Source organism: Lysinibacillus sp. NPDC097279 (assembly GCF_044761745.1).
Lineage (GTDB): Bacteria > Bacillota > Bacilli > Bacillales_A > Planococcaceae > Lysinibacillus.
In genome coordinates this window covers 214,889-233,493 of sequence record NZ_JBIWDA010000004.1, presented here as the reverse complement: position 1 = coordinate 233,493, position 18,605 = coordinate 214,889, and the positions used below count along the sequence as shown (strand labels likewise).

Genomic DNA, 18,605 nt, shown 5'->3' with positions numbered 1-18,605 from the left:
ATATGGATATGACAACGACAAATACAAGTGTAAAGATTAAAAAAGGTGACGTACTAAAACACACATTCTTAAAAGTTGAACCGGGAGAAGGAGCAGTAGAACTAGCTCGTCAATATTTTCCGGTAGATGTAGAGTATCACGACGCTTTACAAATCGCTTCTGCATTAATTGATGGACATTTTGATGGTGTTGACGACACAAAAGTACGACGTTGTGCTCATTGCGGGTATTATTACAGAGATAAGACTAAAAACAATATGTCGGTAACATGTAGTATAGAGTGCTCCAGTGGAAAAGATATTGTATTAAAAGCCTGGAGACGTGAAGTGCGTAAGGTTGGTAAGGTGCGTCGACTGTCGTGGTTAGATTTACATTATGCGTCGACTTATAAGGGAGAACCGTTAGAGTATCCATTTTGGAGCTCTGATTGGCACATGTTTGAATACGATCGCAAACGAAAAGTATATTCATTCGGAGACGACTTCGAACAATATGTAGCTCAACAAAAACGTAAGGCAGAAATTGGCGGTAAGCGTAAAACTGCGGAACAAATTGATTATGACGGATACAATGTACCTCGTAATATTCACGTTAAGTTAAGTGGGAATGTAGGTTATGGAAAAGTAACTGTAATAAAACAAAGTCGAGAGGGAATCGAGTTGGAATTACTTGCGCGATATGGCGCTAAAAAGTTACAACAAGAACGTGTTCGTGCTCAAATGGCGGCACTAGGCAGGTATAAAATTTAGGTACGACCAACTCGGCTATATATGAGGAAGCCGATACGGAAAAGTCGGCTATTTTATTTACACATTAGTTATAAAAACATATAAAAAACGAAAGGATTGATAATATGGACTTTTCAGAGTACCTACGATTTACTAGGCTTTTTCACGGGCTGACACAAAAGGAAATTGCGGCTCGGCTTGGCTATACGCAAGCACTAATTTCGGAAGTAGAAAATAAAAGAAAACATCCGTCGACACGGCTAAAAGTAGCGCTCACTCGCGAGTTCCCACGAACAATCGAGTTTGAGCGTTTTTTAATTGAATTGAAAATGGAGATGGTGTGAGATGATGCGTAAATGTCGTATTTGCAAAGAAACTAAGCCCTTAACCGAATTTACTCGCCAGGCAACTGCGCCACAAGGACGCCAGGCTCGGTGTAAATCATGTCGCAGCAAAGCCCGATACGAAAGTGGTGATTACTTACGCGAGCGCATCCGAAAACATGAGTATCGCCATAACGCGGCTAATCACTATACTGACGTGACTATACAAGAAGTATTAAACGCTACAAATTGCGCTTATTGTGATGTAGAAATGACGCGAGGCATATGTGAATCGTCAGAAGCCACGGTCGATCATGTTTATCTTGGGCACAATATTGACCAAAACGTTGTTGTTTGTTGTCGTAGCTGCAACGCATCAAAAGGACGCATGCACGTTTATGACTTCTATCAATCAAGCGAACAATTTACAGACGAGTTATGGCATGCCTTTGTAAGTAAATTTGCTAGTCGTTTCTTAAAACGAGAGCCTAACGAACAAGAAATCCAAGCCTGGAGACAAGGCTTTAAAGAAGAATGCGAGGAGAGAAAACTATATGGAGCGTAAAAAATACACATCGAATTATCGAGGCGAAGGTAAACGAGCGAAGCCTAGAAGTGTTAAGAAACAGTTTAACAAGAATGGTATTCGAATCATTGGGGAACGACCATCGCGTCCAAAATTCATCAACGGTGAGGTGTTCCATTAATGCAGATTTACTACAGTAACGACAACGGAGAACATTGCGTTTACATCGACGAAGGAGAACGGCAGCATCGGATATTCTTGCCGGAAGATGTGGCCACACTCGATGCCCGATATTTTGCGCAATCAGAAGCAGCTAATTACGTAATTCAACAACTATTAAAAGGCGGTGATTAGATGGACGTTGTAGTGTATAAATATGAGCGACCTATCAACGATTACGGGTTCTTGGAATATACCTACAAAATCGGAATTGTACCAGGTGGCGAAATTATTAAAACATTCCATGTCCCATTTGAATACGAAGGGATGGACGCAACCGAGAGACAAATAATTGCCGAAATTAATGCGTATCTAAAAGAAAATGGTTTTAACGCAGTAAATAAATTTTAAAAACATGGGGGAATTAATAATGAAAAAAACTAATATTGATATCTTAGATCAACTAATTGAAAAAGGCTACGAGCAAGCGCGTAAGAATCCTACTACACTAGCGTTAGAGTTCAAAAGAGAATATTACGCCGATGTAGAAAAAATCAGATATGATCGCGACCTTTCACCGGATGGCAAATTCCGCAAACAGCAAGCCTTAACAAAGACGTACAGCAAGCGACTTATGGAAGTTTTGGCTGAAATGAGGGCGGAATATAAAAAGACGGCGCAAGAGGCGCAGAAATTAGCGCATGTTATTCAGACCACGCCACATGAAAAACCTACTGACGATATGCAAGTAAAGCTATTTGAACAAGAATTAGATTCGCTACAAATGGCGGTAATGTTAGGGACAAGTGCGAAAAGTTCCATTCAAGCGTTGGATGCGTTCATCGGAAAACACGGTGATATTCCTTATTTTGCTGAACAGATTAAAGAAAAGTTTCCATCACTAGCTAGTACAGTCTTAGGCATAGAAGCTACTCCACAAAATCGCCAGGCTCTTGCCGATACATTGAAGCGAGTTGAGGCGAAAGCAACTACGCCAGAGCGTACGAAGGCAGCAGAAGCACTGGGTTTCTTTGCTAACGCAGATAACCCACAATTCTATTTAACAGGTACAGCACCACACCTAGCATTTGCTGCGATTATTGGTTCGAAGCTGGCAGACAGAATTAATGAACCGGAAAAAGTTCTAGAAGAAATGCAAGCGCAGGAGCAGGCGGAGTAATATTCGTTTGCTTTTTATTTTACTAAAAAAACGAATGGAGACGATTAATTATGTTGAAAACTTACTATCGAGAAGATGGAACGCCTTTTATTAAAGGAGATTCACACCTAAAAGAAAAGCTACCCGAAGGCTACGATGCCTCAACAATCAATATTTCCGATATTCGAGTCGATGCGCACAATCTAGCGATATTATTCGATAAGGCAAACTACGCGGGAGTTTACTACGTTGAGCGCTACTTCGCATTAAAAGACGCATTCGAGCGACAACAAGTGCTTATTGCAGAGGAAAACGCTAAGCCTAAAGAAAGTCATGCGCCAGCAATTACATCGCAAAGTATCAAGCCAGTAAATGCAAATTAAATAACGCAAGGCATGACGTTTTTAATCAACGTTGCGACTTTTGTATGTTATATTTCACATAAGGAGAGGTGGTAAAGATGATTAACGGACAAAATGTAACAGATATTATTGAGAAAATGAAAGTTTTGCATATTAATGATCCTACAATCTATAAATATTGGGAACAATTGATTTTAGAGTTTAATGACGAAAATGACACAATTAGTTTTTTAGATTCCTGTACAGAAGAAGAAGCTAATTGGATATCATCTGTATTTGACGACTTGGCACACATTTTCCAAAGTAGAGCTTACGCAGATTGCCTCAAAAGGGTATCAAAAAAATATCCCGAAATTATAATGTCTCTTGATATAAAAATTGCAGATTCCTATATTTCTTGACCGCACTCATAATCGATTGAGCTGCGGTTTTTATTATTTTAAATAGAATGCAAAAAGGCATGACGTTTTAATGGACGTTGTGCTTTTCTTTTTTCAAAAACGGAAGGGGATGGAGAAATGAAACTAGTTAAACGTAAGCAAGAAATAACGCAATTACTTGACGATAATGAAGTAATACTTGCTGCAGCTACGGTTGTAGTTGAAGTAGAGCGATTACACGGTAAAGTGCCGCAATTTAAGGTTAAGCAAGCTAATGATTTAAAAGTACCACTATTAGCTATCGCAATGAGTGGTCGAATACAAGCAAATCACGCTAAGAAGCGATTAGAGGCGTTGAATGCGGCTATTGATTATGCTAACGGTAATAAGGGAGCACGTAAACGATACATTATGGCAAGTCAGCAAGCCGACCGATTGGCTGAAATTGTAGCAAAGAGAGTTGATAGCATCTAATGGCTATTAATCTAACGGCAGTTTTCAGAATGAGAGATCAAGGGTCGTCCCGTATGCGTCGATTAACGCAAATGATGGACCGTATGAATCGTACAAGTCGAACTACAGGCGAAAGTATGGCGCGTTCACAAACAGCCGTAAATAGACTAGGCGGCGCTGTATCTAACACGTCAAATCGTATGAGCGGATTCGCTACGAGAGTCAGCCGATTAAATGTTAGTTCAAATGGATTGAGTGCTTCGTTCGGAGGGCTTCAAAGCACACTCGTTGGGTTGGCCAGCGCATATATAGGTGCGAATGGAGCTGCGAAATTACTGAATGCTACAATCGGACAAGCTGCTCAATTCGAGCAAAGTAAAGCGATTATTCAAGCAGCATTCCAGGACAATGGTGCAACTAAGCAGTATATGAAGATGGTCGATAAAATTGCGATTGATAGCCCGTTACTCAACTCTGGAGAGATGTTTGCTGGATCTAAAGGTCTACTAACTTTAACTAAAGATATGGGACAACTTGAAAAATCTTGGAAACTTGTTGAGCGTCTTATTGCCAGTGATCCGACGAAATCAATCGATGATGCTGTGAGGGGGCTTCGCGAACTTGCATCTGGAGATACGATTTCCTTACGTGATGTATTTAACCTCGATAAAAACATTTTAAACGATGTTAAAGGTGGTTCATTCGAGGAGCAACTGGCGGGAATAGATAAAGCGTTAAATAAGATGAACATAACACAAAAAACCGTTGAGGCAATGGGTTCGACTACAATTGGTAGATGGAATAGCCTTAAGGAACGAGTCGGTACTTTATTCCGTGACGCGGGTGATAAATCAAATACAAAACTAGGCGACTTTTTAAAACGTATAAATGATTCAATTGATAAATTAGATGTAAAAAGCATCAGCGATAAATTGGGTGATTTTTTAGGAAAAGCAACAGATAAAGCGATCACACTGTACGACGCGTTCATGAAATGGCGCAAACCAATAGCTTACGCAGCAGGAGCAATCGGCACATTTGTAGCTGCGTTAGCTGTAGTAGGGACAATATCAGCACTTGCGAATCCAGTCGGTTTAATAGCTGCAGGAATTGCGGCCGCAGCAGTCGGAGTAAAGGCGCTCTACGATAATAGCGAAACGTTCCGAGGCATTATTGGCGGTATCATAGGGAAGGTCAAATCGTTAGTTGGCGCATTTAAAACGGGGGGCACTAGCGGATTAATCGACGCTATTTTCCCTCCCGACATCGCTAAAAAGGTGAACGCAGTCGTGGGCGGCATACAGGCGAAAATCTCCGACTTAATGTCGGCGTTTAAAACAGGCGGAGTCGGCGGACTATTCGACGAAATATTCGGAGCTGGATCGTTCGCCAAGGTTAAAGCGAAATTCGAGGAAGTAAAAGCGTATGTTACCGAAAAAGTGACGCAATTCTCCTCGGTGTTTGGGCGACTAAAAGGCGCTTTTACGCAAGTGTGGACGACGATTTCTAGTATAATTTCGAACCTTTGGACGGTCATTCAACCGTATTTAAGCGGACTGTGGAACCTGCTACAAATTCTCGGAGATATTGCGGTGCTCGTATTTAACAACGTCATTGCTCCAGCGCTTTCGTTTGTTGCGCAACTATTCTCGACATTGTGGACAATTGCACAGCCGATTATTAACGCTATTGCACAAGGATTCGAATTGCTGTCTAAAGTAATTAAATGGCTGTGGGATAACGTATTAGCGCCATTAGTCGAGTTTATCTTAACTGGCGTTAAAAATGCGTTCGACATATTCTCTGATGCGTTATCTGGCGTACAGGGATGGTTCGAAAAATTGAGCGGATGGATTTCGGCTGTATACGATAACATTAAGGATTTCGTCGGATTTATTAGTTCCGTTAAGATGCCCGATTGGTTATCTGAGGGAATTAATTCTACCGTTTCATTCGTAGGAAATATGATTGGCGGAGACAAAGGCGGTAAGAAATCGCATTATAGCGGATTGGATTCGGTGCCTTATGACGGCTATTCTGCGAGATTGCATAAAAACGAAAAAGTTCTTACAGCACAAGAAGCGAAGGCCTACGATGAAGGTCGTTCTGGTAACGGTGGCGGCGTCGTAATTACTGGCAACAACTTTACAGTGCGAGAAGATGCGGACATCGAGAAGATTGCTTATAGTCTAGCGAAATTAATCGAGAGACAAAGAGCACAAGTAAGTTAGGATAAACTGGCAGGCATTCGCTAATAAGGCGCAGTGCTTGCCGTCTTTTTTTTTGAGTAATTGCGTAAGAATTAAATATATAAAGGAGAGACGTTATGTACGAACGATTAATCGTAGGGCAGCGCAATGTTAAGCCGTATCTTGTAAGTGATAAAGACATCGCCAGGTTACGAGAGAAGTTTAACGGAAAAGAAAAGAAGATACGGGCAGTTGTCCTTCTAGCGCAGAATAGTGGTTATATAAAGATGGAAGAAGTGGCGTTCCTATGTAAAATTACGCGCATGACATTATATCGCTGGCGGACGCAGGATAAGACGTTTCAAAAGGAGTGCGATAGGTTGCTTGATAAGGCGTTTAAACATACGAGAAATGAGTACAATAGAATAACGCGACGTCGAGTGTTTTCAATAGCTGAATTATGCGGAGGATGGTACGGGTATCGTAACTTAGAGGATATAATCCACGATTTACCGCTAATATAAAATGTTACATTTTTACTGTTTTGAGAACGTTTTTAGGGCGCAAAATATTGGGCAGACGCCTTTTATGGACGTGCCCTTAAAACACTTTGGGAAGTCACATTACTTTGTAAAATGCGTGAGTTTTGCGTTACATATAATAGAAGGAACGCGGATTTTGTACGATTTACATAGGTAAGATAACGTAATGTTAACGCAGAATACAGCGGGCAGACAGTCGCGGTGGACGGGGCGTCTGAAACTCACGGGGTTCGGAAATACTAATGGAAATAACTACGTATGTACGTTTTTGCATATTTTCGTACATACAAAACGTTGACTTTACTATATCCATCGCTTATGATTACGTTAAGATACATCGTATGTACGATAACGTATGAAATGAGGCGGATATTATGACGAGTGAAAAGAACGTACAGCCATTACGATCGGCGCAGGAAATCGAGGATATGCGTTGGGCATTGGCGAGGTTTGCAAGCGCAAGAGACGTATTTATGTTTAACTTCGGAATCAATACCGGCTTACGAGTATCGGACATTGTACCGCTAAAGGTAAGCGATGTTAAGGGTAGGCAGCACGTTATTATTACCGAGCAAAAGACCGGCAAGTCTAAACGGTTCCTAATACCGAAGGCAACACGTGAGGCAATAGAAGAATATACTCGCGGAATGAGCAACGATGATTACTTATTTCCGTCTCGTCGAGGCGATAGTTTTATCAGCACAACGCAAGCATATCGTGCATTACAGAAGGCTGCTGACGCATTAGGACGTGATGACATCGGCACTCATACAATGCGGAAAACTTTCGGTTATCATCATTACAAGCGCAATAAGGACGTTGCTACGTTACAGCACATATTCAATCATTCAGCGCCTTCAATTACGTTGAAATATATCGGAATTACAAGCGATGAAATTGATGCAACAATGGAAGATTTTGCGTTATAGGCGACTGCTTCGGCGGTCGTCTTTTTTTTGCGTTGAAACTGCGTGACCCCAAAGCCCCCGATTCTGACTGGCGTCATCTGCTGTTCTGACCTTGCGCGCAGTTTCAAAACATTTAGGTAATATATGGAAACTATTTATTTTGGAGGTAACTTGCGTCAGTTTTGCGTTAAAAAAATAAGCGCAGGAATCCCCTACGCTCGTAACTCGTTTTTTCAAATTCTACATAAATAATAACCTAAAATAAAAGTGCCGTAAATACCTTTTTTCACTCTCAGCAAACAGTCGAGAAAGCCTATTCTCATGCGGTTTCAAGGGCGTTATACTCGGTACGTAAGGAGAGTGATTGACGATGTTTGAACGAACAATAAGACCGACAGATTTAGCGACTATGCTTGGAGTATCTTTGAAAAATAAACGACCGAAAGCGTTAGCAGATGCAATGGCGGAAGTAGTACCGGGTTTCGGCGGATTAGGACGCTATAAGAAATATAATCGGAAAGAATATGAAGTGATTTCATTTATCATGCGTAGGATTGACGAAGAAAGGGCAACGTTAGAGCAGGCGATCAATGATGCAGTAGATTTATATTATCGAAATACCGTTTTAATTTTCGGATGAATTGGCTTTACCTGCTTTACTTCCACTCCCAAATAACGTAAGATGATTCGTAAGAAGGTCGACTATGCAATGTACGACCATTGAACGGATATTTGTCCGCCAGTACGTTTATATCACCGTTTCAAATGACGGTACAGTCAACGATACAACAATGCGGATATTATAGCGATGCAATAACGAATAAGGGACGCGGGTTCGACTCCCGCCGTCTCCATAATACAAATTCATTGGATTTCAATGAACGTCAAAACCCTTGTATATCAAGGGTTTTTCTTTTTGCCTATATCATGTAATGGTATTAATACGTATTCAAGCGTAGTCAAAGCCGTATTCATTCTCAAGTTTAGATGTTAAGGTACTTTTCAAACTTTTGAATAGCTTCTTCTTTTGCTTTTTGAGTTACGTGTGCATAGATGTTCATTGTAGTTTGTACATCTGTATGCCCTAAACGATCTTGTACTTCTTTAATGCTTGCACCAGCTTCGAACAACAAGCTGTAGTGGGTGTGTCTTAAACCATGCGTTGTGATTTTCTCTAATTTGTACTTTTCCTGTACCTGCACAATCCATTTTCGTGTTTTCGTTGGTTGCAAGTAAGTATTCGTCTCATTACTAAATACTAGTTGTTTAGGCTTTAGTGTATTGTAGCCAAGTATTAAGTAATCCTGCTTTTGTTTCTTCTTCCATTCTTGCAAGATACTCATGGAATTCTCGTCCATCTTAATTGTGCGAGCTATTCCTGTTTTTGTCGATTTTATATAGAGACGGTTATTTGTACCGCGCGACAATGCTTTATTAATGCGTATTTCGTTTGTTTTAAAGTTAACGTCATTCCATGTTAAGGCTAGTGCTTCACCTTTACGCATTCCACTGAATGCAAGAAGCCTAAATAATGCATAAGATTTATGATTATCCTCATTTTCCAGGCACTTTAGAAATCGTATAAGCTGCTCTTTTGTATAGAAGTTTTCCTCTTCTTCCTCGTTCTCAATATCTTCTTTTTTAGATGCAGGCATATCTACTAGTGTGAAAGGATTTAATTGAATATAGCCACGTTTTACTGCAAAATTTAGCAGGTGTTGTAGTTTTACCTATAGATTATGAGTTTGAATGTCTTGATGTTAATCATCGTACTGTAGCTATAAGGGAGTTAGCAGAAGAAGCAGCAGAATATATTGGAGAGAGTCACCTATTATTGAATATTGTTTTTGAAAGAGATACAAAAAAAATTCGACAAGATTTTGTTGATGTTAATAAAAATGCTAAACAAACAAGTTCATCAATTAATACATTATTCAATACACGAGATAAGGTATCAAACTTAGTAGTTGATTTGATCGAAATAATTCCATACCTTGATAAAACAACAGAATTATTGTCTACAAGTGTATCTAAGAACTCACACAATATATATACAATTAATAATTTGAAAAATGCAGTAATTGAAATTGCAGGCTATAATTCACAAACTGTTAAAAGTGAGAAGGTATCCAAAGAACTTACAGATGATTTAGAAATGATGAAGAGTGTCAAGGATAATTCTATTTTATTTTTCGAAGAATTACAGGACAATGAATATATTCGTAAGGCAATTATGACATTAATTGCTATAGAAGGTCAGGAGGTTGATACAATTCCTGAAATCAGAAATGAAAGTATTCTAACAAGTGGTACAGGTATTATTGTAGCTGCTAGAGTAGCAGGATATTTTGTTAAAGAAGCACAAAATCCTACTGAGCTAAAGAGTTTATTCCGTAAGATTGCAGAGTTCGATTGGAGTAGAGAAAATAGAGTTTTTAGTAATAGTATCATAGGGTCTGATAAGAAAATATTAAATTCTAGAGATGCTATTACAGCAGCGACTAATTCAGTATTATCTTCTTTAGGATATACAATTTAATATAAGCTATATAAGAAGTCTATAAAATCATCGTTTAATAGACTATTTATTCAGAGAGCATAAATTAACGTTTATGCTCTCTTTTGCTGTTGTTTTTGTCTATAAACTCGTCTAATATAAAACGTGTATTAAACGTATGGTAAATAGACGGAAGGGGATTTAAATGAACTATTCAAATTTGAAGAAATCATTGTATGAAGGTTTAGTATTTCAGAAACCAACAGTAAGCAGTGTAATCTTAAAGCTTAATGAAACTAATTTAGCTTATTCAATTGGTAAGAAAGGTAAGTATAAAAAAGTCGATTTCGAAGTATTGGAATCAGCTCATAACGAATTAATGCAGAGAGGTATTTTGAATCGAAAATGGTTTACAGAGAATTATCCAATGCAATCAAAAAATTCACCTTGTAATTTCACAACACTAGGTGGATTGTTACAGCACTTCAATTTAGCAATATACAACAAAGGCGAATACATAAGAAAATAGAAAGTGGTGTCATATGAGTAGAATCATTGGGTATTGTCGTGTGAGTACAGAAGAACAAAATTTAGATATGCAGGAGCAAGCAATTAAGAGCTATGCAGAACTAAAAGGATTGGAACTTGTTATGTATGTAGAGAAGGTATCAAGTCGTAAGAATGAAAGAACAGAACTTGTACATGCAATGAAGGCTGCGACAAAAGGAGACTTGTTCGTAGTTTATAAACTTGATCGATTAGCTCGAAGTACAAAAGAATTGTATGGGCTTACTGAGCAACTTAAAGAAAAAAATGTGGATTTTGTATCAATAAACGATGCTTTTGATACGTCAACACCTACTGGTAAGGCAATGTTTGGTATGTTAGCAGTGTTTGCTGAATTTGAGCGTGACATTATACAACAACGAACTAAGGCAGGATTAGAGGCTGCCAGGAAACGTGGTCGTATTGGAGGGAGACCTGCTATAGAGGAGAGGGTAAAGAAGCATGTACGCACTTTGTTTGAATCTGGTGAGAGTGCGAATGACATTGCAAATGAGTATGGTATTGGTCGAGCAACGGTTTATAAAATAATTAATGAAGCTAAAGACTAAAATTATTGTTGGATATTTTTTGTCCGTATTCAGATAGAAATATCTAGATAAATAGATACAGTGCTTTTTAAGTTCTATTTTATATTTGTCTAGAAGGTAGAAAATTGCATAATCCATCATCATCATAAAGAAGAAGGAAGTACTTTAAAACCTTGTGGCTTTAAGTTTGAATATAGAAGTTGCATATGCTGTATGTCTTATAAAAGGTTTAAACCATTTCGCTAAAAAGTGAATGAATAAAGTGTTATTAGCGGTAATTAAACATTGAAAAAATCAATTGAATCATGTAAAATAAAAAAATATATAATTTGAACTTAAGAACCTGAATTCTGTTGCCTATACATTCGCGCTAGTCGCATACGAGCAATCTCGTTCTTCACGTGCATGTGGCATACTAGGCGAGAATGTCCAAAGTGTTGTTTACTCAACAGAATCTTTAGGTCAATATCTATATTAGAAATGAATAAGAAAAAAAGATGGGAAAACCCCACTTTAAGTATGATAGGCCACTAGGCTTTATTTATCATGTTTAAAGTGGGGTTTTTTATTTACAAAGAAAGAGGGAAATACATAATGAAGAGAAAAAAACTTAAAGTTGAACTAGGAGAAGCTAATGTTTCCGAAATGAATCAGGATAGCGTAATAAGATGTGAGGAAACTGTTTACACAATACAAAGAAGGTTATCCGATCTTAACTGGTTTGCTGAAAATGGAATATTAGTTAATCCCCAAATAGTACAGATTATTGGTTCGATTAATTCCTCATTAAAAGAGTTGCGAATTAATTTAAGTGATATAAAAGAATATAGTAAAATAAAAAATGTTTAAAATTGTACAACTATATCGAAATCCGAATCATTTCAGCAACATGAATATAAAAATTTGTCTCAAGCAACTGCACCGCATGGTCCAGTTGCTTTTTATATAATATTTTGGTCGTCCTTATCGGCGTATTATCGAGCAGTCCCAAATTCAAGAAATATACTTCAATACCTTGATCAATCAAATCTTTTATAAGCTCGCTTCTTCTAGTTACTGATTGTGCAAATCGATCCAGTTTTATTACAACTAATGTATCTCAAGGCTGTAGTTTTCTAGTGGGGCATTAAACTCTGGGGGATCTATTATGTTCCAGTAAAATGCTCACTATAAATTTTGGCGCAACCTACAAATTTATTAATTGAATCTGAGTTTTTAAATCTCGGTTGGAAGTAGATATACTCGCATAGCCATAATTCATGAAAATCCTTTTTTACGATTTTTTTGAATATAAGTTATGACACTGCTAGGTGAATTGCTTTCACTAGATTTTATGCTTAGTGTCAAAACTTTTAAGTTTTGGATAAAGAGTTATAATCATTTACAGATCACAATGTAGCAACAAGAACATATTTATTTACTACTTCAACTCTATAATGATGAGCAGTATTTGAGATTGAAAGGGGTACGGGCTGAAAACCAGTCGGATGTGGTATGTCATTTTCCTGGTAAATTTTATTGTCTTCAGGTATCCAAGTGAGATGGTTCGATTGAAAGTGAGCGACTTTGATTCAGAGGATGGTTCCGCCAATATTATGGTGGTGAAACAAGGTGAGATGAAAGAAAAATGCCGAAATGCCGGAGTACATGTAGGCGATTAAGAACTATATTGAAGTATACGAGCTGTAACAAGGAGGATGGAATTAGAACAATTTCAAAAATAGTTTAATTAGGTCAGATAATTGTGTATTAAGAGTGCTCTTTTTGTGACGATTACGTAATTTACTTTGAATCTCTCAATGAAGGGTCTATATTTTAGAGTATTCAATATCATAGATGACAATTAACGTTGGTTGCAACCAATTGAAACACCTCCGGACCGTTACTACAAGATATCGTTCCCACTCCTTTAAGGAAGCTTAATATGCATGGAGAAATAGATTTATATTTTAAATAGAAAGAAAATATAGAAAGTGTTGACTAATTAAATAATTCTGTGTTATTCTATATTCAGATTAATCAGAGAGTATTGGTCTATAAGTAGTGAAAGCGTAAGAGTTCAAAGGTAATTTTTACGATATTCTATTTATATACTTCTACCTAACTGTTTAATTAAATAAACAGTTTTTTTGTTTTTGTTGGAAGGTATTTCAGATCGAGCAAAGTGTCTTGGTCTACGTACACTAAATATTAAAATTAGTTACTAATTTAATTAGGCTTTAATATTTTGATACGTAGATATGAGACTGCATTTGTTCAAGTGTAGTCTTTTTTTGTTGCCTTAATATTTATAGAAAATGAAATTCAAAAAGTTTTAATGAATTAGATTGAGCAGAATGTCTTGGTCTACGTAAACAGCTTTAATTGAATAAAATATGAGCACTTTTATTTAGTGAAAGTGTATATATTTTACATGTTTACGTGGGGAAGACTGTCGATAAAAATTCAGACAGTCTTTTTATTATGTAAAAATGAGGTGTTGTGGAATAAGAACCTGATAAAAATAAAGTTTAATGCGATTTAGTAAAGTTCGCTAAGTCTAAAATTTAAATCACTTTACTCTTGTTCTACAATAGATAGTTTGAGTTTGGAGTGAAAAAACAGGATATTCTGTCTCTGCGTGTTTTTATAAGATAGGGGTCATCCGTATCTAGGTGGTGATAAACATTAACTGTATAGATACATACTATTTAAAATGCAGGTGTGTCCAAAAATGACGACTTTAGATGATTAAAGAAATAGAGTTGAGACCAAAGTTAGGTTCAATTGGAAAATGGAGTGAACAATGATTTTTCATCGAATCTTAGGGGTGAATATAGTTAAAAATAAAGGAGAAATGATAAAATGACAAAAAAGTTCACACGAGAAAATACACCTAATGCTTCAATTTTAGTTGAATCATTACGCCATTTAGGATATAAAAACTCAGCAGCAATTGCAGATTTAGTTGATAACGGACTAGACGCTGAAGCAGATAATATTATTATTGATGTGAGTGATGATGATAAAACAAAGGGTATTATTATTAATCTATTCGATGATGGGATTGGAATGAATGAAAGAATCCTAGATGAGGCATTACGTTTAGGGTCTAATACATCACACCATGTGGATAGCGAGTTGGGGAAGTTTGGTATGGGACTTTCAACAGCTTCGATTTCAATTGCTCGTGTAGTAACAGTGATTACTAAACAAAAAGACAACGATAGAATTTTAAGTTCAACTCAGGATATTGATGAAATTATTAAAGAGAATGCGTTTGTTAAAACGTTAGGTGAAGCTTCTGTAGAAGAGCAAGCAGAACTACAGCGGTACATGATAAGTGTCAATAGAGATTCTGGTACATTAGTAAAATTATCTAAATGTGACGGACTCACTAAACGCAAAGGTGATTTTATAAAAGAGCTACAACCTGAGTTAGCGCGTATTTTCCGCGAATATTTAAATGCAGGGAAAAAAATAATAGTTAATGCTACTAATCTAGAGCCATTTGATATTTTCATGCTTTCTAATAAAGAAGCTGATAAAAAAGATTCGGACATCCAAGGGGATCTGGGAGAAATCTATTCAGATGAATTATATGATGTGAAATTTAAATTCAATGGCAAAGAAATTACTGAAAAAATTCGAGTGAGATTAGGGATGCTACCTAATTTCGGTACACTTTCTTTGAATAAAAAATATAAGATAAATCAAAAGAATCAAGGTTTTTCAGTGCTACGTAATAATCGAGAAATTATTTTTGGAGATACATTAGGATTTTTTGTACGTCATAATCGTTTCAATAGATTCCGTGGCGAAATCTCAATTTCAGGTAACTTAGATGAAGTTTGTGGTATTACTTTTAAAAAAGACTCTGTTGAACTAAATCAATCACTACATGATAGTTTAATAGCATGTATTGAGCCTCAAATCAAAGCAATCGAGCGTAAATTAACAGAGATGAAAAAGGCGAAATCATCAGTGGAAATTAAGCATAAGGAAGCTGAAGATCATATCAAGAAGAAGGCAGCGCTTTTAAAAAAACCAGCAGTCTCTAATGTAGATAGAGAACAAGTAATTCATTCAACAGAAGAAACTAAGATAAAAGAAAAAGAACATGGAAACACAGAGACAAATCAAGAACCCAAAAAAGGGTTGGATGTACAATTTGAACATCTTCATTTGGGGCGCGCAGGCCATATATATGAAGTACGTCGTCAAGGGCACATGATATTCATTAGTTGGAATATTGATCATCCTTTCTATGAAAAATTCATTATGACATTAAAGGACAATAAAGACCTACTTAATGCGGTTGATTACTTAGTATTCTCTATGGCGTCAGCAGAACTTATGATTAGTAATGGTGAAACTTATGAAGTTATTGATGAATTCAAAAATGTAATGTCTTTAAATCTTAATACGTTACTTCGATAAATTAGAGGGCAATATATTCAAGGGTGATACAACATCCAATCACCCTTGCGTATTTAAATATAACCAAGTAAAAGTTTCTGGAAATAATTAATTAGATTTATAAACTAAATAATATCAAGCGGAACAGTACTAGGTAGATTAAAAATGGGAGTGAAGATTTTATGATAAATATAAAATTAGGCTGGGCTTCGGCAGAAAACACTGAAAATTACAAAAGTGGATTGAATCATGCGGGGATGGAGAATTTTAAAGATGATCCTGCTTTTCATGTACCACGTGAATTAACGCAAGATGCCTTGGATGCTAAGGATGCAGAGGTGGATGGACCTGTTCGTTTAGTATTTGAAGAATTTAAGATAAAGAAATCAGAGCTTCCTAATTTCGTAGAGATTTCACAGCATTTATCGGCAATTGCTAATTCCTGGTCTAGTGATAAAAAGACAGCAGATCATTACACCAAAATGTCTAAGGTTTTCGATAGTGATGAGGAAATTAGAGTACTTGCAGTTCGAGATTTCAGCACAGTTGGTTTAAGTAAGGTAATTGTTATCAATGATGAAGATGATGATAGTGGTTGGGAAGCGTTGGTGAAGAGCAGTGGTTATTCTAAAAAGGCCATTGGTTCTAATGGTACAAGAGGATTAGGTAAGCATGCACCATTTTTAGCATCGAAATATAACATGGTATTTTATGGAACTCTTAATAAAAGTAATGAAAAAGGTTTTCAAGGTGTAGCAAAACTGGCTACGTATCGTATGGAGGGCAAAAAGTATAGAGAGAATATTTACTATGGGAATATGAATAATTATGGACCGATTACTAATCTTGAAATATTACCAAATCAATTTAAGAGAAATGAAGTTGGGACTGATAAATTTATAATTGGTTTTAATTTCGATGACAATTGGACGAATCAGTTTGAAGAAGTAATTATAGAAAACTTTATGTGGGCAATTTATGAAGGGAAATTGGAAATAAATATTGAAGGTAAAGAAATCAATAGTCAAACAATCGCTGAAATTGTAAAAGAAATTCAAGCCCCCGAAGAAGGGATATATTCTCCTAGTTATGAATTTTATACGGCTTTAACAGAGGGAGAAAAATTTGAAAGAAAGATTAAATTAAAAAATATAGAGGAAGTTCAAGAAGTTACTTTGTTTTTGGTTAAAAATAACAATTTCGATAATGTTGTTTCAGTGAATCGAGGCTCTGGTATGAAGATTTTTGATAAATCTAATTTTCGTCGTGTTCCAGCTCGTTTTGCAGGTTTTTTAGTTATTAAAGGTGAAAAATTAAATCAAGTGCTTTCGCAAACTGAAACTGCAACACATAAAGGCTGGCATGTAGATTTAGGTGATCATTTAGATGATGAAGAATTGCAGAAAAATAAAGAAATAAAAAAAATTGTTAAAGAAATTAATGATTGGATATCTCAAAGTGTTCATAGTTTAGCACCAAAACTTAAAAAAGATGCGATTGACCTAAAGGGCATTGAAGCAATCTTACCTCAAGTTGGAGATGAAACAAATCCTATTTCTGAAATTGATGAAACAGCTTTTAAAGAAAATTTAAAATCAATTAAAGTTATCACGATTAATTCTAAACCTAAAGAACCAATCCCAATGGTTAAAAAAATAAATGACAAACCAAAAGACAAGCCAAAAGACAAATCAAAAGATGAATCAGATAAACCTAAAACACCACAAAGTCAAAAGAGGAAAAAAGGCGAAATTTCGACATGTAGATTTATTGCAAATCCATACGATCCAGAGAAGTATCGATTAATTATTACACCCAAAAAAAATGGTGTTGTAAATTTTAAGGTTCAAGCTAAAGGAGAAAATGGTAAAACAAAAGAGATGAAAATAAAAGATATAAAACGTGTCTTAGATGGCCAAGAGGTTAATGTTGAAATAAACGATAACACAATTACAAATCTAATTTTAGAAAAAGATCTACGTTGTGTTTTATCTATTACACTCAATGAAATTGCTACTTATGCTTTGGAGGTTAAAGCAATATGAAAATTAAACAGATCTCTTATCCGCATCCCGTTCTGGCGGAATTTAATGATGATTATATAGAAAGTAAATTTGAAGTAGAACTCGATTATGTCATCAAGGAACACTCAACGGAATTTAAAGTGGACTTCCGTTTAAATAATGGCGGGATAAAAAAGCTAATCCAAGAAGGAAAAGCAATATACGTTACACATGTTGAGTGTGAAAGTAGTATGTATAGACAAGCTTTTGATTCAACCATGGAACAATATACATTTGAAGTTGCAAATCGAAAATTAGCTAAGCAAGTAGATGTGACATTTATGGTTGTTGCAACGACTAAAATTGAAAAATATTCAAATTCCTTACTCCACGAAGATTATGAAGGTATGCCATTAATATTTAATAAGGGCACTTATTTAGCTGTACATGTTGGTTATTCTCTTATTTTAGAAAAAGACCCTATTGTCCCTACAAAGTCGATTTTTAATATAGTTGCTTCTAATGATAATGAAACTGATTCATATAAAGTGAGATTAGAGGATCATACTATTGGGATTGTTCTCCCCAAAAAAACTTATGCCTTAGTTGAAGAATTATCTCTTCGTGACGAAATAAATGCGCTTCTTATTTCGATTTATTATTTACCAGCATTAATTGAAGCATTAATAATAATAGCAAGTGACGAGGAAACGGTAGAGCCCTATGAAGAATATGAGTGGTATAAATCGTTACTAATTCACTTGCAAAAATTAAATATAGATGTACAAAGTATTAAGAATTTAGGTGTAGCTACAGTTGCGAATAAAATTTTTGAAGAAGTTGCAGAAAATGCACTTAAATCTTTAGAAAAGATTTATTTATAA

General features: G+C 36.2%; 21 protein-coding genes and 1 pseudogene. 20 read left to right on the top strand and 2 right to left on the bottom strand.

The window, feature by feature from the left end:
* The first annotated feature begins 8 nt into the window (after positions 1–8).
* From ACIQ1H_RS17070 to ACIQ1H_RS17010, 13 genes are all read left to right on the top strand, one after another.
* Positions 9–749 carry a hypothetical protein gene (locus ACIQ1H_RS17070; RefSeq protein WP_402890331.1) on the top strand — a complete coding sequence of 247 codons (741 nt, stop codon included), beginning with the start codon at positions 9–11 and terminating at the stop codon, positions 747–749.
* A 104-nt stretch (positions 750–853) separates the two neighbouring features.
* Positions 854–1,072 (top strand): helix-turn-helix domain-containing protein, encoded by a 219-nt coding sequence (locus ACIQ1H_RS17065; protein WP_216485988.1) that lies wholly within the window; start codon positions 854–856, stop codon positions 1,070–1,072.
* A 250-nt stretch (positions 1,073–1,322) separates the two neighbouring features.
* The gene (locus tag ACIQ1H_RS17060) at positions 1,323–1,616 is read left to right on the top strand and encodes a hypothetical protein (protein WP_402890329.1); all 294 of its coding nucleotides are present in this window, start codon (positions 1,323–1,325) and stop codon (positions 1,614–1,616) included.
* The gene (locus ACIQ1H_RS17055) at positions 1,606–1,758 is read left to right on the top strand and encodes a hypothetical protein (RefSeq protein WP_402890328.1); all 153 of its coding nucleotides are present in this window, start codon (positions 1,606–1,608) and stop codon (positions 1,756–1,758) included. The genes ACIQ1H_RS17060 and ACIQ1H_RS17055 overlap by 11 nt, the downstream gene beginning before the upstream one ends.
* A 173-nt stretch (positions 1,759–1,931) precedes the next feature.
* A complete protein-coding gene (locus ACIQ1H_RS17050) occupies positions 1,932–2,147 on the top strand; it encodes a hypothetical protein (protein WP_402890326.1) in 216 nt (71 codons plus the stop codon).
* Between the two features lie 19 nt (positions 2,148–2,166).
* Positions 2,167–2,916: a hypothetical protein gene (locus ACIQ1H_RS17045; RefSeq protein WP_402890324.1), complete on the top strand. Its 750-nt coding sequence runs from the start codon at positions 2,167–2,169 to the stop codon at positions 2,914–2,916.
* A gap of 50 nt (positions 2,917–2,966) precedes the next feature.
* Positions 2,967–3,278 (top strand): hypothetical protein, encoded by a 312-nt coding sequence (locus ACIQ1H_RS17040; protein ID WP_402890323.1) that lies wholly within the window; start codon positions 2,967–2,969, stop codon positions 3,276–3,278.
* A gap of 77 nt (positions 3,279–3,355) precedes the next feature.
* Positions 3,356–3,658: a hypothetical protein gene (locus ACIQ1H_RS17035; RefSeq protein WP_402890322.1), complete on the top strand. Its 303-nt coding sequence runs from the start codon at positions 3,356–3,358 to the stop codon at positions 3,656–3,658.
* Positions 3,659–3,775: 117 nt separating this feature from the next.
* Positions 3,776–4,111: a hypothetical protein gene (locus ACIQ1H_RS17030; RefSeq protein ID WP_402890321.1), complete on the top strand. Its 336-nt coding sequence runs from the start codon at positions 3,776–3,778 to the stop codon at positions 4,109–4,111.
* A 53-nt stretch (positions 4,112–4,164) separates the two neighbouring features.
* Entirely contained in the window at positions 4,165–6,321 is a 2,157-nt protein-coding gene (locus ACIQ1H_RS17025; protein WP_402890319.1) for a phage tail protein, read from the top strand.
* 95 nt (positions 6,322–6,416) lie between these two features.
* Entirely contained in the window at positions 6,417–6,803 is a 387-nt protein-coding gene (locus ACIQ1H_RS17020; RefSeq protein WP_402890317.1) for a phBC6A51 family helix-turn-helix protein, read from the top strand.
* Positions 6,804–7,195: 392 nt separating this feature from the next.
* Complete coding sequence (locus tag ACIQ1H_RS17015) at positions 7,196–7,750, top strand: site-specific integrase (protein WP_402890315.1); 555 nt, start codon at positions 7,196–7,198, stop codon at positions 7,748–7,750.
* A gap of 349 nt (positions 7,751–8,099) precedes the next feature.
* Positions 8,100–8,369 carry a hypothetical protein gene (locus tag ACIQ1H_RS17010; RefSeq protein ID WP_402890314.1) on the top strand — a complete coding sequence of 90 codons (270 nt, stop codon included), beginning with the start codon at positions 8,100–8,102 and terminating at the stop codon, positions 8,367–8,369.
* Positions 8,370–8,712: 343 nt separating this feature from the next.
* Here the strand turns inward: ACIQ1H_RS17010 and ACIQ1H_RS17005 are convergent, their stop codons facing one another.
* Positions 8,713–9,384 (bottom strand): site-specific integrase, encoded by a 672-nt coding sequence (locus ACIQ1H_RS17005; RefSeq protein WP_402890312.1) that lies wholly within the window; start codon positions 9,382–9,384, stop codon positions 8,713–8,715.
* Positions 9,385–9,407: 23 nt separating this feature from the next.
* Between ACIQ1H_RS17005 and ACIQ1H_RS17000 the strand changes: the two genes are divergently transcribed.
* The 4 genes from ACIQ1H_RS17000 to ACIQ1H_RS16985 all read left to right on the top strand — a co-directional run bounded on the left by ACIQ1H_RS17000 (position 9,408) and on the right by ACIQ1H_RS16985 (position 12,169).
* On the top strand, positions 9,408–10,268 hold the full coding sequence (locus ACIQ1H_RS17000; protein ID WP_402890549.1) for a DNA sulfur modification protein DndB: 861 nt from the start codon (positions 9,408–9,410) through the stop codon (positions 10,266–10,268).
* A 163-nt stretch (positions 10,269–10,431) separates the two neighbouring features.
* Positions 10,432–10,755, top strand: coding sequence for a hypothetical protein (locus ACIQ1H_RS16995; RefSeq protein WP_402890310.1), 324 nt, complete (start codon positions 10,432–10,434; stop codon positions 10,753–10,755).
* Between the two features lie 13 nt (positions 10,756–10,768).
* Positions 10,769–11,341, top strand: coding sequence for a recombinase family protein (locus ACIQ1H_RS16990; RefSeq protein ID WP_402890308.1), 573 nt, complete (start codon positions 10,769–10,771; stop codon positions 11,339–11,341).
* A 573-nt stretch (positions 11,342–11,914) separates the two neighbouring features.
* Entirely contained in the window at positions 11,915–12,169 is a 255-nt protein-coding gene (locus ACIQ1H_RS16985; protein WP_402890306.1) for a hypothetical protein, read from the top strand.
* 10 nt (positions 12,170–12,179) lie between these two features.
* Here ACIQ1H_RS16985 and ACIQ1H_RS16980 read toward each other — a convergent pair.
* Positions 12,180–12,407 (bottom strand): annotated as a pseudogene (locus ACIQ1H_RS16980) (hypothetical protein); the annotation flags it as partial.
* A gap of 1,757 nt (positions 12,408–14,164) precedes the next feature.
* Between ACIQ1H_RS16980 and ACIQ1H_RS16975 the strand changes: the two are divergent.
* The 3 genes from ACIQ1H_RS16975 (at position 14,165) to ACIQ1H_RS16965 (ending at position 18,605) form a co-directional block, all read left to right on the top strand.
* A complete protein-coding gene (locus ACIQ1H_RS16975) occupies positions 14,165–15,739 on the top strand; it encodes an ATP-binding protein (RefSeq protein ID WP_402890305.1) in 1,575 nt (524 codons plus the stop codon).
* Between the two features lie 161 nt (positions 15,740–15,900).
* A complete protein-coding gene (locus ACIQ1H_RS16970) occupies positions 15,901–17,763 on the top strand; it encodes a hypothetical protein (RefSeq protein WP_402890303.1) in 1,863 nt (620 codons plus the stop codon).
* Positions 17,760–18,605 (top strand): hypothetical protein, encoded by an 846-nt coding sequence (locus tag ACIQ1H_RS16965; RefSeq protein WP_402890301.1) that lies wholly within the window; start codon positions 17,760–17,762, stop codon positions 18,603–18,605. The genes ACIQ1H_RS16970 and ACIQ1H_RS16965 overlap by 4 nt, the downstream gene beginning before the upstream one ends.

Bases quoted from the DNA above. Each gene is read 5' to 3' on its own strand.
- ACIQ1H_RS17040 (WP_402890323.1), top strand. From the start codon at position 2,967: ATGTTGAAAACTTACTATCGAGAAGATGGAACGCCTTTTATTAAAGGA.
- ACIQ1H_RS16970 (WP_402890303.1), top strand. From the start codon at position 15,901: ATGATAAATATAAAATTAGGCTGGGCTTCGGCAGAAAACACTGAAAAT.
- ACIQ1H_RS17060 (WP_402890329.1), top strand. From the start codon at position 1,323: ATGACGCGAGGCATATGTGAATCGTCAGAAGCCACGGTCGATCATGTT.
- ACIQ1H_RS17050 (WP_402890326.1), top strand. From the start codon at position 1,932: ATGGACGTTGTAGTGTATAAATATGAGCGACCTATCAACGATTACGGG.
- ACIQ1H_RS16965 (WP_402890301.1), top strand. From the start codon at position 17,760: ATGAAAATTAAACAGATCTCTTATCCGCATCCCGTTCTGGCGGAATTT.
- ACIQ1H_RS17015 (WP_402890315.1), top strand. From the start codon at position 7,196: ATGACGAGTGAAAAGAACGTACAGCCATTACGATCGGCGCAGGAAATC.
- ACIQ1H_RS17065 (WP_216485988.1), top strand. From the start codon at position 854: ATGGACTTTTCAGAGTACCTACGATTTACTAGGCTTTTTCACGGGCTG.
- ACIQ1H_RS17020 (WP_402890317.1), top strand. From the start codon at position 6,417: ATGTACGAACGATTAATCGTAGGGCAGCGCAATGTTAAGCCGTATCTT.
- ACIQ1H_RS17010 (WP_402890314.1), top strand. From the start codon at position 8,100: ATGTTTGAACGAACAATAAGACCGACAGATTTAGCGACTATGCTTGGA.
- ACIQ1H_RS16975 (WP_402890305.1), top strand. From the start codon at position 14,165: ATGACAAAAAAGTTCACACGAGAAAATACACCTAATGCTTCAATTTTA.
- ACIQ1H_RS17025 (WP_402890319.1), top strand. From the start codon at position 4,165: ATGCGTCGATTAACGCAAATGATGGACCGTATGAATCGTACAAGTCGA.
- ACIQ1H_RS17055 (WP_402890328.1), top strand. From the start codon at position 1,606: ATGGAGCGTAAAAAATACACATCGAATTATCGAGGCGAAGGTAAACGA.
- ACIQ1H_RS16995 (WP_402890310.1), top strand. From the start codon at position 10,432: ATGAACTATTCAAATTTGAAGAAATCATTGTATGAAGGTTTAGTATTT.
- ACIQ1H_RS16990 (WP_402890308.1), top strand. From the start codon at position 10,769: ATGAGTAGAATCATTGGGTATTGTCGTGTGAGTACAGAAGAACAAAAT.
- ACIQ1H_RS17035 (WP_402890322.1), top strand. From the start codon at position 3,356: ATGATTAACGGACAAAATGTAACAGATATTATTGAGAAAATGAAAGTT.
- ACIQ1H_RS17045 (WP_402890324.1), top strand. From the start codon at position 2,167: ATGAAAAAAACTAATATTGATATCTTAGATCAACTAATTGAAAAAGGC.
- ACIQ1H_RS17070 (WP_402890331.1), top strand. From the start codon at position 9: ATGACAACGACAAATACAAGTGTAAAGATTAAAAAAGGTGACGTACTA.
- ACIQ1H_RS17030 (WP_402890321.1), top strand. From the start codon at position 3,776: ATGAAACTAGTTAAACGTAAGCAAGAAATAACGCAATTACTTGACGAT.
- ACIQ1H_RS17005 (WP_402890312.1), bottom strand. From the start codon at position 9,384: ATGCCTGCATCTAAAAAAGAAGATATTGAGAACGAGGAAGAAGAGGAA.
- ACIQ1H_RS16985 (WP_402890306.1), top strand. From the start codon at position 11,915: ATGAAGAGAAAAAAACTTAAAGTTGAACTAGGAGAAGCTAATGTTTCC.